General features: G+C 45.4%; 6 protein-coding genes. 3 read left to right on the plus strand and 3 right to left on the minus strand.

Annotated elements, in window-relative coordinates; translation table 11 throughout:
* Positions 1 to 10: 10 nt before the first annotated feature.
* Positions 11 to 919, minus strand: a complete 909-nt coding sequence (locus KJW29_RS22100) for an ABC transporter permease (RefSeq protein WP_214626218.1) — start codon at positions 917 to 919, stop codon at positions 11 to 13.
* Positions 920 to 1,097: 178 nt separating this feature from the next.
* Positions 1,098 to 2,951 (minus strand): heparinase II/III family protein, encoded by a 1,854-nt coding sequence (locus KJW29_RS22105; RefSeq protein WP_214626219.1) that lies wholly within the window; start codon positions 2,949 to 2,951, stop codon positions 1,098 to 1,100.
* A 327-nt stretch (positions 2,952 to 3,278) separates the two neighbouring features.
* Here KJW29_RS22105 and KJW29_RS22110 point away from each other — a divergent pair, with 327 nt between their 5' ends.
* The 3 genes from KJW29_RS22110 to KJW29_RS22120 are packed head-to-tail and all read left to right on the plus strand — an operon-like array spanning position 3,279 to position 6,122.
* On the plus strand, positions 3,279 to 4,235 hold the full coding sequence (locus KJW29_RS22110) for a DMT family transporter (protein ID WP_214626220.1): 957 nt from the start codon (positions 3,279 to 3,281) through the stop codon (positions 4,233 to 4,235).
* Complete coding sequence (locus KJW29_RS22115) at positions 4,228 to 5,313, plus strand: Gfo/Idh/MocA family protein (protein WP_214626221.1); 1,086 nt, start codon at positions 4,228 to 4,230, stop codon at positions 5,311 to 5,313. The genes KJW29_RS22110 and KJW29_RS22115 overlap by 8 nt, the downstream gene beginning before the upstream one ends.
* Positions 5,310 to 6,122, plus strand: coding sequence for a sugar phosphate isomerase/epimerase family protein (locus tag KJW29_RS22120; RefSeq protein ID WP_214626222.1), 813 nt, complete (start codon positions 5,310 to 5,312; stop codon positions 6,120 to 6,122). The genes KJW29_RS22115 and KJW29_RS22120 overlap by 4 nt, the downstream gene beginning before the upstream one ends.
* A gap of 156 nt (positions 6,123 to 6,278) precedes the next feature.
* Here the strand turns inward: KJW29_RS22120 and KJW29_RS22125 are convergent, their stop codons facing one another.
* Positions 6,279 to 13,850, minus strand: a complete 7,572-nt coding sequence (locus KJW29_RS22125) for an immunoglobulin-like domain-containing protein (RefSeq protein ID WP_214626223.1) — start codon at positions 13,848 to 13,850, stop codon at positions 6,279 to 6,281.
* Between the last annotated feature and the right edge of the window lie 345 nt (positions 13,851 to 14,195).

The raw sequence follows: 14,195 nt of genomic DNA on the forward strand, positions 1-14,195 counted from the left end.
CTTTCTTAAGTTAGAAGATGGTGTCGTCGGATATTTTGCTGGCTATATAATTGGCTGAGAGCACCAGCACGAGAGCAACAACGTTTTTGAACAGTCCGACCGCTGCAGCGTAGCTGTAATTCATTTTGAGCAACCCTTCCGAGTACGTGTAGGTGGACAGCACGTCGCCTACCTCCATGACTTTAGCGTTCAACAGGTTAAACACTTGCTCGAAGTCGTCGTTAATGATGGAACCCGAATTCAAAATCAACATGATAACGATTACAGGAGCAATCGACGGAATCGTAATATACCAAATCTTTTGAATGCGGCTTATGCCGTCAACCTCGGAGGCCTCGTAAAGCTCCTGATTGATGCCCGCTATCGCGGCCAAATAAATAATGGATGAGAATCCGACGCTGCGCCATATGTCGGTGCTGACCAGAATGGTGCGGAACCAGTCTGGCTCGGAGATGAAGAAGACAGGTTCCATTCCGAATAAGGACAACAGCATGTTGACAGGGCCGCGGCTCGGAGACAGAATTTCAATTACCATGCCGGAGAGCACAACCCAGGATAAGAAGTGCGGCAAGTAGCTAATCGTTTGCACCGATTTTTTGAACCACTTGAGTGATACTTCATTAATGAAGACTGCCAATAGAATGGGTGCCGCGAATCCGAACAACAGCTTGTAGAAATTGATGATTAAGGTGTTCTTTAACACTTGCCCGAAATATAAACCTCCGAATAATTCCTTAAAATTATCAAACCCTACCCATGGACTACCGCCGATTCCCTTCAGGAATTGATAGTCTTGAAAGGCGATGACGACGCCGTACATGGGAGCATAGTGGAAAATGGCGTAATAAACGAGCACGGGGAGCAGCATGATAAAAAAGTATTTATGCGCCGCGTAACTTTTGAATAACGATGTTTTCATCTCGGTCCTATCCTCCTTGTTCCATCCTCAGTGGTACAGCTGGTGACTTGCTTGTGCCAATCGTAGCGGCCTTCTCTTATGGGCACAACCGCCAAAATCATGTGATGATAACGTTTTCTTGTTTCGTTCAAAAATTCGTCATGGCGCAATCTTGCGTTATTGCTGCGTTTTAGCGGATTTACGCCATATGAGATAACCCGAAGCAAGAGAACAGGAATTTCCCCCTTATTAACGCCTCCCGTTTAATCGCTTTCAATTTCAGGATGAAAATAGTTTGATTTTCGCCTTCAAAATCCACGGTTTCTTGGGTATCGAGGACAGCTTCATAGTGATCGTTGTCGTATTGCAGCGACACGAATCCGTTATTTCCACGCCAAATCCATTCCCCTTTGACTTGCTTCGGTTCGTGCATGCTGACGAACTGTTCCATGAATCCGACGGGAATTCCGGTGAATGCAACGCTGTCCGTCAACAATAAGGATGCATGCGCTCCGCCTGCTTCCGGATGCCAATTCCATTGAAAATCCCGTTGGAAGCTTAGAATAGAGGGATCATTATAAGCGTGTGTCAAATCTAGACTGAAACGGGTTCCTTGATCATGATTGTCCCAATGCATCGTTCTTGCTTGAAATACACTGCCGTGTTGCTGCAATTTCTCATTAATAATCGGGACTGAATGTCCTGATGCGGCATTATGAATCCATTCATAACGCCCCTGTCCGAAATATTCCTTCGTATACAATCCCGCCCCAGGATCGGCCAACAAATTTTCACCTCCGATATGCAGAATGAAGTGTCCCAGGTCATTGTGATTGTGGGGTTCGTCGTTGTGCCCCCCCTTCGCTGAGAAAGCAAACAAAGTTTCCCCGGTCCTTCTTCGATCAACGGCAATGGATAAGTCCTTCAGCAAGAGCCCTTCGTCAGGCAGCGGCTTGTTGAACCGATTGGCCTGAGTCCAAAGCAGATTGCGAACCACATGCACCCATCTGTAACAGCCGTCTGCCTTAAATGAAGGCACTTCCCGAAATTCTGGCACATTCACATCCAAGCGGTTTGCCAGCATGCTTAGCAAGCCAGAATGCATCGTAACCTTCCCAACGTCTGAATAATTGATGGCTACTCCGCCGGATAACGTTACTGCTGCAGGGAACGAAGCGATCGCCCGAATCTTGTCTCCGCTCAGCAGATCCAGCCCTCCGTCCGTATAATGGAAGAGCATGTCGGCGAAATAGACATAATACCCGAAGCCGTAAAACCAGTAGCTCACCCCTTCAGCGCAGCCCCCGTCTTCCCCGAATCCTTCAAGGAAACACTCCAGACTGCGAATGACCCTCTCCATCATCCCGGCTACTCGTTCTTTGTCGTCTTCCAAGAGAAGTACAGCCATGCCTACGGCGCCTCCGCAGACCGCCGACCAATTATTCGTTCGCGATTCCCAGCCGAAATGGATGGGATCGTGAAACAGAGGCATGAATACGCGCCGCTCTACTTCGGCACGAATGCGATAGCTAATCCAGGGATTCAATCTGTCGCCGACCAGAAACAAGGTTTCCGCCAAAGCATGGGACGTTTCCGCGGCGAATAGATCAACCTGGCTCTCCGGTTGAAGCCTGTCATTCGTAGCGGCAGCAAAGCCATGCGGAAGACATGCGGGCAAACACCAGGTGTACTCGTTACAGATTTCCCAAATCAAATCCTCCAGCGCTTCCTTATTTCCTGGCGTATCTTCCAACAAGACGTCCAGCGTAAGCGCGAGCAGCCTGCCTCTTCGTTCGAAATAAGGCTCCTCATACTCCTGTCTGGTTCCTTGAGCGTCAAAAGCCTGAAAACGGGCAAATGTTAGAGCGGGTACATCGGTTGTTCTGGCAAAATGGGCAAAAGCTTGGATTTCCCGTATCAGCGAAACCAAATGCGGCTGCGACTTCAGCTCTTCCCTTAGCGTTTGGAGGTTTCCCGAGGAACCGAATGGGAACGTTGAAGCAGGCGAACGCTGTTCCGTAATCTCTTTGCGGATGCTTCTAAAGCTGATCATCGTTTGCGGTACCTCCTTCTCGATATGAATCCTTTTCCGGAGAACTGCCGGTATGAAGCGCCGACGTAACTGAATTATAAGAAGCATCCGCTGATTAGGACATAACAAACAATTGTCATTCTATCGGATTTATGTCTTGCGGCAGAATTGATATTTCCATCGAATTTGCACGGTTTGACAAACACAAGATAGTGACAGTTTCGAACAACAAAGAACCATAGTTCGTCTGTTATGCTATTCTCGAATACGCCGGTCGACGGAATCCTCTTGGCGTGCCCGTCACGCCAGGCCCTGGGTTCCAGTCGGTCTAGAAATGGAGATGATGTTATGCCTTACGCCGCCATGTTGTTGGTTGTCGTATTCTGGGGCTCCGCCGCTTCGGTAGGACGCGGCATGGGCGATGCAGGCACGGCGCTCGGACTTGCCACGTGGCGCGTTGGACTCGGGCTGGCCTTATTAATTGTTGCTCTGGCAGCGTCGGCCGCTTGGCGGCGCGTTGTCGGAACAACGGAAGTCGCTCCGTCAAGCCCGGCTTGGCCTCTGTCGAAGCGGCATGTTCCCATTTGGCTTGGTGGCATGCTGGGTTACGGGATCATGATTTGGTTGTTCTTCGAAGCGGCCAGGACGACCCTGTCCAGCCATCTGGTGCTCATTCTGTCCTTGGCGCCAATCTGCACCATGCTGCTGGATCGAATGTCGGGTGGACAGGGAGACAACCGCTCCTTCATGCCCGCGACGCTCTCGCTTGCCGGTATAGTCATCATGATTGCGCCATCGCTGTTCTCCTCCGCTTCGAATGGCGCCGGAGCCAGCTTCGGCGGCGATGTGATGGCCCTTCTGGCCTTGCTGTCCTTCTCCGCCTTTACCGTCTTGACCAAACGCTACAAGCGAGGATTGTCGGCGCTTGCGGTCAACGTTCACGGCATGTCTGCCGGCTTAGCCTTATTGCTGGCATTATTCGTCTTGACGGAGGGACGATTGTTGCCTCCAGCCTTCTCTACACGGGAGGATTGGCTCGCTATGGGCTACTTAGGTCTTGCTTCGACGGGACTGGCCTACCTTCTGTATGCCTGGGCCTTGTCGCGCATGACCATGGAACGCGTCATGCCGCTTATTTATTTGCAACCCCTGGTAGGCGTTCTGCTGTCGGTCATTTGGCTCGGCGAGGAATTGACGCTTAGCGTATTGCTCGGCATGTGCGGCATTCTCGGCGGGCTTCTTTGGAATCATCGTTATACCTCGAAGCAAATCAATCCAATAACAAGGAGGAACACAAATGAATAAATCAAAAGTAAGAATCGGCATCGTAGGTTGCGGCTATATCGGCAAAAATCATATCAAGGCGGCAATAGAAGCCGATTGGGTAGAACTGGCGGCGGTCGCCGACGCCTCTCCGGAAGTCGCGAAATTGGCGGCGGAACAGTTCGGAGCAGAACGGTATTATGACAGCGCGGAAGCGATATTCGGCGATCCCTCCATCGATGCCGTCGTACTTGCCGTGCCTACGAATATTCGGACTGGCCTGGCATTAAAGTCAATTGCGGCCGGCAAGCATACCTTGCTGGAGAAACCGCTCGCGATGAACCTATCCGAGATTGAACAACTGGTCTCCGCTAGCGCAGGCGGTCCCAAAGTCGGGTTCTGCTCTTCGCGTTTCCGCTTCCTGGAGCATGCGGAAGCCGCTCGCCGCTGGATCGCCGAAGGACGATTGGGGAAACTTCGTCTTTTACGGTGCAGAGTGAACGAACCGGCGGCTGGGCGACCCGACAATTCGCCTCCTGCTTGGCGTCTCCAGACCTCCATTAACGGCGGAGGAATTGTTGCCAATTGGGGCAGCTACGACTTTGATTATCTGCTTGGCCTAACCGGTTGGACGCTGCAGCCGGAATGGATCATTGCCCGCACCTGGGGACTTGCTCCGTCCATTTCGGATTATTTCCCAGCAGGCGCCGACTCCGAAACGTATGGGACCGCTTATATTCAATGCGCGAATGACATTGTTCTTACCTATGAGCGCGGTGAATTTATGGGCGCCCCCCAAGAACGGACTTGGCAAATCATTGGAAGCGAAGGCAGTCTCTCGCTTCATATGACGTGGCCGTCCGAGAAGGTTATTATGGCATCCACCTTGCATGCGGAGAACGGCGTGGAAAGTTCGGTGGTATGGGAAGGCACGGAGGATTCATCGTGGATCGATAAAGGAGCTTTGTTTGACTTTACCCGTTCAATTCTGAACGATACCGAGCCGGCAACAGGCTTGTCCGAAGCACTCAAGCTGCAAACCATCATGGATAACTTGTACGTTTCTGCCCGTTCGGGGGCACCGGTATCATTCGCCCAGCAAGGGGGCAAGCACGCATGAAGTATGCATTCACGAGCTTCTCCTGTCCGAATCGGGATCTACGTTCGATGCTTGCAATGGCGCAAGAATACGGCTACTACGCTCTGGAGATTCGCAGCGGAGCTCGGCACGCTCATGGCATCGAGCTGGGCTTGGATCAAAAGTCGGCGGCGGATATTCGAGAGGCTTTCTCCGCCAGCGGAATTAGTTTGCACTGCCTGAGCGTCTCTTGCCACTACTCCGATCCGACAACGGTACAGGCTAATGTCGAACTGACAACTGCTTATATTGGGCTTGCCAAGGAGCTAGAAGCGCCTTTTCTGCGCGTGTTCTGCGGAATTATTCCGCAAGGACTTCCTCGCGAAGCTGCCCGCGAGCGCATCGTTGCCGCATTGCAACAATTAGCGTCCGTTGCTTCCGCCGCAGGCATCACGCTTGTCGTCGAGACGCACGACGATTGGTCGTCTCCTTCCGAGATGGCAGCCGTCATGGCGGCGGTCGATCATCCGGCGGTCGGTGTCGTTTGGGATGTCATGCATACGTTGCGCGGCGGCGGCTCCTCCATGGAGGAGGCTTATCTGCTGCTGAAGCCCTGGCTTCGCCATGTCCACATCCATGACGGTCTGCTGGATCTCAGCAAGCTGACCTTTATGCCGATCGGCCACGGCGAGATCGACCATGTGCCGGTTGTCCGTATTCTAATGGAAGAAGGTTACGACGGAGTATTAACCGGTGAATGGCTAAATTGGGAGGCTCCAGACATTCATTTGCCTCGAGAGCTTGCAACAATGCGCAAATACGAGCTGAGTCTGTGTGATAAAGCGAAATAAACTAGCCACAGGATTAGCTAAATTCCATAACTAATTCACCAGGATTTGCTGAAGAAGCTGTTCCAAAAGTAAGTGCATTTACTTTGGGGACAAGTTAAATCAAAAGGCATCCTACCTGTCCACGAAGGACAGATAGGATGCCTTTTTCATTCATTATTAAATTCGTTCAAGCTCCTTCAGCAGCTTATAAATTACCGAAGCTGCCTCGCCTCTTAGCGTTGGACTTCGAGGTGCAAATTTATTACCGTTTCTACCGATCATTAGCCCTAGCTTTCTTGCCGTATAGACATCTTCAAACGCCCAAGCGCTTATGTTATCCGTATCTGCAAATTCAGCTATAGACTCAAGATCTTCTTCGGTGAAAGATACATTCTTATATTTCCTAAGTGTTCGAATAATGATAGCTGCCATCTCTTGTCTGGAAACAACTCGCTCAGGCTCAAAGCTAGTATCGCTTACACCCTTAACAATTCCGGCCTGTTGAGCGGTAGTAATGTATGGTTCATACCATTGACCTGTTACATCGGTAAATGGACTTGCCGATTCATGAATTGGAAGATTAAGCATTCTTACAATGAGTGTAGAGAATTCAGCTCTCGTAATACCCATGTTAGGATTAAAGTTTCCTTCGCTGTCGCCTGCAATAATTTGTCTTGCCGCGAGGAATTCGACGATATCCTTTGCCCAATGTCCATCAAGATCATGAAATACCTTTTTGTTTTCCATTAAAGCGATTGTTGCCGGGGGATCTAGCGTAATCGTGACCGTATGATTTTGAGCATCAATAATGCCACCGACAGATACCCAACGTTGTTCAACCTCATCGTACATGTAAACGGCAAGCTGATTCAAGTTCGTAATCTCGCTTGGATCGTACTTCATTTGTACGACGATTTGTCCAATCGCTGCATTGGAAACAGCTTCTATTGTATAGACTTTACCCACAATATTCATTTGTGGTTCCTTCTTGGACACAATAGTATGATCTTTATTTTCTTTAATCGTATAACGATCCTTCTGGTTATCCAAAATCACTACCGGCAATGCTGGCTCTTCTTCAACGAAGATAGGAACGCTAGGATTACTTACAATGACCGTTCTCGAAACTTCGGATTGATTGCCATTCACATCCGTAATCAGATAACGCAGAATGTAGGTTCCGTTTTGTGTGGTATCTACAGAACCTATTAAAATGACTCGACCGGTAATATTTCCATCCTGGTCATCAATAGCCGTTACACCTTGCTCGATATACGCGCTGCCTCTAGTTACATACACCGTACTAGGACCAGTAAGGGTTATTACGGGCTTAACTGTATCCGTAATAATGGCATCGCGCTTATCATTCACGCTAGTCATGACTTGCGTGCCAAGCGAAGAATACGTATAGCCGCCATTCGGCTTTTTATTGATAATGTCTTGGGCTACAGCATCTTTATGGACATCAGTAAATGCATCATACTTATTCATTGCTTCTTGATCAAAGTCCATATCCGGATCTTCAATAATGCTGCGCACTTCTTGGATCGTAATGTTTTCTTTGTTCAAGATTTTAGTTAGCTCTGCTTGCTTCTGCGCCTTTGTAGCACTCATAACAGAGTAGATACTAAGATGATTGGTTAATAAGGTCATGTTACCAGACTGCTTATCATAGCTGCTTCTAATATACTCCCACTCTTCTGATGTCTCATTAAAGTAAAAGGTCATGAATTTCAGCTGCTCATCCATGTTAGTACCAACAGAAATCGTTAAAACGATATCCTCTGTTGTTTGGAAGTTTTTAATATCCTCTGTACGAATAACATTGCCTTGAGAATCTTCTTCGATCACTCTCATCTTAAAGTCGAAAACCTTATTATCGTAAATAGCAAAATTCGCATTCATGTTTTGAATAGCTGTTACTAATACTTGGTTTTCTGCTTGATCGACATCCACCTGCTCGATGACTAACTCTAATCTGGCGTTTCCTGTGAACGGAGTTAGATCAAGGTCACGAATCGGTACAATAATGGAAGCATTATCGGTACGAAGCTCCATTTTCGTATTTTGATCGTATGCTGTTTTCAGTTGATCTTTACTAATGCTAACCCGAACAGGAGCGCCGTTCTCAACGGACTCATTAACAACAAGTACGATCTTGCCTGCCTTTTGCTTCTTAGCTTCTGTCAATGCTTCTCTAATTTTATTATCCGTAGACCTTTGATCGCCATCTACTTGAATAATTGTGCTGGCTGGAACTGATGGTTTCACAACAGTAACGGTACGTTCTACTTGAGTAATGTTACCGGCTTGGTCTGATACTGTATAAATTAATGTGTACACACCAATCGTTTTAGTATCAATGAATCCGCTCATCGTAACTTTGTCCGTAATGTTGCCGTCTATGTTGTCAATGGCTTGAACGCCTTGCTCTACATAGATTTGACCTTGTTCTACAATGACATTACTGCTGCCATTTAATGCGATGACAGGTTTAACCGGGTCTGCCATAACTAACACAGTAAAAGTCTTTTCTAGCGTATAATCGCCCTTAGTAATCTTTGCTGTTAATGTTACTTCCGTATCTACCAAAGGAGGCGTCACTTTTCCGTCAACGGATAAAATATCCTCGTGACTGCTTGTCCACTCAATTTCGCTATCAAAAAATCCTTTATCGCTTAGCGAAATATCAGTTGATACCCATTCAGGGTGATCGCCAGGAGCAAAGCCCAGCTCTAACGCAGCTGTGTCCTTGTCGACAGATTCTTTGTCGTAGTCTACTACAAACGTGATAACCGTACTATTACCCGCAGCATCCGTTACGACAACGGTATATTCCCCATTCGCTTCAATCTTGGTGCCACTCTCAAACGGCTCGCCGTTTAATGTAGCTGCCCCTTCTTCAAAGCTTACCGTCGGATATTCCTTGTAAATCCCATCATCCTCAATACCGTTTACTACTGGAGGAACGTTATCAACGGTCACAGTCTTTTCGCTAGCTGCCGAAATATTTCCTGATTTGTCAACAACATAGATTTTATAATCCCCGTCCAAAGCTGGCGTAACGATTCCAGTTGAATCACCAGATGCTTTTGTCATCGTTTCACCTTCCGTAAACGAAGTCGTTCCGGCTGGCGCTAACCAAATGGTATCTTCACTATCATCGGAAGGCTGAATCGTAATCAACGTGTTGCCTTGAGCAATTACATCTTCTTCAAGAACTTGATCTTGATTGATAGGCGCTGTCTTATCAATATTTACAACTTTTGTTGTCGTAACTTCATTGCCGGCCCTATCTCTAACCATAATTTCAATTACGGTTTCTCCTTCTTGCGTAATGTCAAATGCTCCCGTATATTCTACGTATTCATCTACGCCAAGACCAGGAATTTTGTAGTATATAACAGAATTTTCGCCCTCATCCTGATGCTCTTCATCAAACGTTTTTGTAATGGTTACCGTTATATTCTCATTACTGAAAGCTCTGTCCGGAGAAATACTTACCGTCGGGAATACCGTAAGCTCTCGATTAATAACAATTGTACGTACAGCAATATCACTAACATTTCCTACATTGTCATAGGTTCTTGTTTCTATCGTATACGTACCTGCTTCAGTAATCACTAGAGCTTCATTGTATTCCGTCCAATCTTCCTGGGTAGCGCCTGTTATACGATATTCTGTATAATCTACTCCTGATGCTGCGTCTTGGCCAGGCGTAATTGAAATCGTGTAGTCACCGTTAAAGAATTCCCGATCAGGCTGAAGCTGTATACTAGGCGAGGTAGGCTTCACCTTATCAATATTGGAAATTTGGATAACTTGTACGCTCTCATTACCTGCGTAATCACGAACATAAACGGTATAAATACCATTCATATTAACTTCAAAGCTATCACTATGGACGGAAGTCCCATTTGCTATAAAATAGTTAGCGATTTGAATGCCATATGCATACTTCACTACAGCAATTCCACTGCCATCGCTATCACTAGCATCAATCGATATTAGAACCGAATCATTCACCCAATCTGTTGTATCTGGATTCAACGAATGAATCGTTGGTGCAATATTATCAACAACAATGGTGGCATTACTAGGCTCTGATACATTACCTGCCGCATCCCTAATATAAATATGATAGATGCCGTCAGCTGTTGGTGCATGAATCGTATCATAAGTTCCTGCAACACTCGTAATCGTAGTCACGTTTGCGACTAAATCATCTGGTGCTGTTCCATGCGGTGCAACAAAGATCGTCAAGCCTTCACCAGCTGCTGCATCCAGTGTAATGACTGTATTGCCTTTAACAGCTTGATTACTGAAAAGTACATCATTCTGGTTAATAGGCGTAACGGTGTCTTTTTGAATGGTTTGATCGATCTCTGTACTTTCATTACCCGCTGCATCAATTACTTTCACGCTAACCGTAATTGCTCCATCAGCTAATGCGCTAATATCGCTAGGATCAATACTCCAATCACCGTTTCCATCAGCATCTGTTGTAATAACGATTGTCTCTGAATCTTTATCTGTGAACGTTACTTCAACTTTTGCATTTCGTTCAGATGTACCAGAAACGATGAGCTGTTCAGCCTCATATGAATTAATAACGTTGTCTCTAGCTATTGGTATATGAATATCAGCCATATCAGGAGGCGTGTTATCTACAATGACTGCATTTTCGGAAGCAACGGATACATTGCCATGAGCGTCAATGACATACAAATAGTATGTTCCTTCTGCTTGAGGCGCTAGAACCGTATCGCCTGATCCATCGCCAACTAATTTCGTCATTGTTGAGCCTTCTTGAAAGCTTGTCGTACCACTAGGCGCTAACCACGCTGTTTCGCCTGCAGTTGGCGCATCGGATGTAATTTCAATGCTTGAACCAGGTTTAACCGTTTGAGACTCTATACTCGGTCGATCTGGAGCTATCGTATCTATAGTGAGCGTGTCCCAAACAAAGTCTTCTGGCAATGTTAAATTCGCATTGTTATGATTTCCATCCTGAATCGTTCCACCAACTAGTTGCAGCGCCTGTTCAGCTGCAATACGAATTTCCTCCGTATCGTCGCCATCCTGTACTGTATATTCAAAGATTAACTCCTTAGATGAGCTGCCGCTCAAATATGGCGCATAACCAGGCGTTGGGTTGCCAAGATCCAGTACTAGCTCAGGCAAGCCTGTAACGTTAACATCCTCATCGAAAGTAACTTTAATAAGAATAACGTCTCCTGCTTTATAACGAGTCTCAGGATCAACAACATCAACACTAACGATAGTAGGAGGTACTAAATCACTTACCGTAACCGTGAAAATTTGAACTGATTTTTTCCCGCTTGGATCAGTTGCTTCAATCGTAACATCTGCAGTTCCAGAAGCACCGGCAACCGGAGTAAAGCTAATTGTACGATTCTCATCTGTTCCACCAATAACAATACTACTGTCCGCTATTAGCTCTTGATTAGAGGAAGTAGCTGTAACAGTAATCAAATTAGCCGCAAAATACTCATCGCCTACCGTAAAGTCAATGACTTCAGAAGAATCACTAATGTTTATACTTTGATCTTCAATCGTACTTATTGTTGGAGCTGTCTTTTCAACGACAGTAACTGTAAAGGTTTGCTGGATAGTCATATCACCATCATTAGCTAACAATGTGATTGTAACAACACCCGCTTGTCCAAATACGGGCGTGATAGATACAACTCGATCCTTTCCATTTCCGGTAACAACAATATTTTCATTAGGAATAATTGTTGTATTAGAAGAAGAGCCTACTACCGTTACACTATAAGGACCCGTTTCTTCATCTGTTACCTGGAATGGAATTTCTTTCTTTACCCCTTCAGTAACCGATTGATTGCCAATGCTAGAAATCGCAGGTTGACTGTTAGGAAGTATTTTCAAAAAGCGACTAAAGGTTTCTGACCACGTACCGCTTTGATTTTTGGTTCTTAATGATATCTTATACGTACCAACACCATCACTAGTGAAATCAAGCTTTGGCGAGCTGCCTGTATAAACAACATCATTATCTTTAGTTACGGTCCATTGCTGCTCCGTTATGTCCGCACTACGAGGATCATAGCTTGTATTTTCAATTTGGATCGTGCTTTCCGGCCATACGAGCTGATTCGCGCTTAACTCAAAATCAGCGATAGGCTTTCCTGCGCCTGACTGTGTCGATTGATAACGTGAACGAGCCGTACTCCATGTGCCTTGATAGTCCTTAACCATAAGCTGAATAATGTAATCCTGGTTAGGCACAAAACTCGCAGGCTGGCCGCTTGTCCATTCTTCGGCAGTCGTAAGCTTCCACTTCCAAATCGCCTCTTCAATGCCATTATTTTGAGTTGGAGTATCGTGGTCATACGATAAATTTGTTAATGTAACCTCATTACTACCATTTACCTCAACATCAAAGCGACTCACCGGTTTTCTGTGTACATATAGCGTCTTCACAAGTAAGTCTGAATAATAAATATCGTACTTTCCAACTTTATTGAAAGTAGGAAGGAAGTCATCTAAGTACTGTCCGCTATATGGGACAACCCCTGTGTTATTATCATAAACGCTTGGGTCATGCTCAATTCGCCATTTACCTTGCGGCCAATCCTCATCCTTTGTATTCGTAAGCTCGGATGATGGAGAAACGATTAAATCGTAATTATTACCAAGTTCCAAATATTCATTGTTAGCTTCATTACGCGATTGATTCGCGATATATTCAGCCATTGCATCTACTTGCTGCTGATAGGTTGAACCCGAGCGATTAACAAACGTACCCTTATCGTTGTTTTTTCTAATAAAGGATTCTGCCTGATTTTGTGTTAAATCGCCCGTTCCTGCACCATCGCTGTCTTCACCCCATCCAATGTAATGGATTTGGTCGTTGTCCATTCTTGTCATAATTTCGCCAAGTGCAATGGAGTTATCAAAATCAGGCACCGTTTGGTCATTCAAGTTAACGATGTACTTTCTAGCTGAAGGTCTCCAATCTGGTTCACGAAGAACCTCCATGAAATCCTTAGAAATAACCTCTACCTCTTTACCCGCAAAAATTGTTCCATTGTTATAATGGAAATCCCAAGAATCCTGATTACGCTTAAAGCTGCCAAAATAAAACTTAGTCGATACAAAACCAGAGTGTCTAATAATTTCTTGTTTAACGTTGTTTACTGTTTTGTTCAAATACATTGTGGATGTGTCCGAACCATCAAATGGATTAATGTAAACTTTAAGCTCCACAATATTAGCTGGAATTGTGTCCAAGCTTAACGTAATAATTTCCCCAACTCCGCCATTAGTATCATCTTCGTCCAAAGTGCTGCCATATACCTCTAGCTTTCGATAATATAATTCATCTACTATGTCACCTGAACTCCAGAATTCAACATGAGCATCCATATCTTTTCCTGGACCTGGCCAATATAGTTTAAGCTCAAACTTACCCTCTAAAATATTCGTTTCGTTTACTTGCACAGATTGAATGTTAAGATTGCTGGCATTCACGCCTCTAAGCTCTAATGCTCGCTGAAGATCCTCTTTGTAGGTATCAACATTTTGCGTAGAATTATCTACCGCTAGTACGACATCTACATCATAGGCCTTCTGTACATTAATTCCAATCTCGACTGCTTCTGCTGCGCTAACATGAATTGGTATTGCTACAGAGATTAGCGACACAATTAATGTGAAGCTTAGCATGGAAACCCCCAGCTTTTTCAGCCACCGTTTACTCACTGATTTTCCTCCTGTTGTTTTGGTTTGCTAAGGCCATTCATTCCTTTATTACTTCTTTCCTATTATACCAATCGATACTGAACAAATAATAAACAAACGAAGAGATGCTAAATTAAGCATAGTCTGATTTTCACGGACATGTGAACATAAAGTCGCAAAAAAAAATCTATTACATTCTTTTCTCAACGAGAAAAACAAGGGCCTAAGAACTATGAAAAGTTATTCTAGCAATCTAGCATAGTGCCACGCCCATTATAATCTAGCTTGTCTATTGATTACATGTTGGCTTAATGAAACTGGTCTGCAAAATTAATAAATGCCTAATTTATTGACTTTTACGTTCTT

Origin of the sequence: Paenibacillus agaridevorans (assembly GCF_018604145.1) — a bacterium.
GTDB lineage: Bacteria > Bacillota > Bacilli > Paenibacillales > Paenibacillaceae > Pristimantibacillus > Pristimantibacillus agaridevorans.

Bases quoted from the DNA above. Each gene is read 5' to 3' on its own strand.
- KJW29_RS22110 (WP_214626220.1), top strand. From the start codon at position 3,279: ATGCCTTACGCCGCCATGTTGTTGGTTGTCGTATTCTGGGGCTCCGCC.
- KJW29_RS22120 (WP_214626222.1), top strand. From the start codon at position 5,310: ATGAAGTATGCATTCACGAGCTTCTCCTGTCCGAATCGGGATCTACGT.
- KJW29_RS22100 (WP_214626218.1), bottom strand. From the start codon at position 919: ATGAAAACATCGTTATTCAAAAGTTACGCGGCGCATAAATACTTTTTT.
- KJW29_RS22105 (WP_214626219.1), bottom strand. From the start codon at position 2,951: ATGATCAGCTTTAGAAGCATCCGCAAAGAGATTACGGAACAGCGTTCG.
- KJW29_RS22115 (WP_214626221.1), top strand. From the start codon at position 4,228: ATGAATAAATCAAAAGTAAGAATCGGCATCGTAGGTTGCGGCTATATC.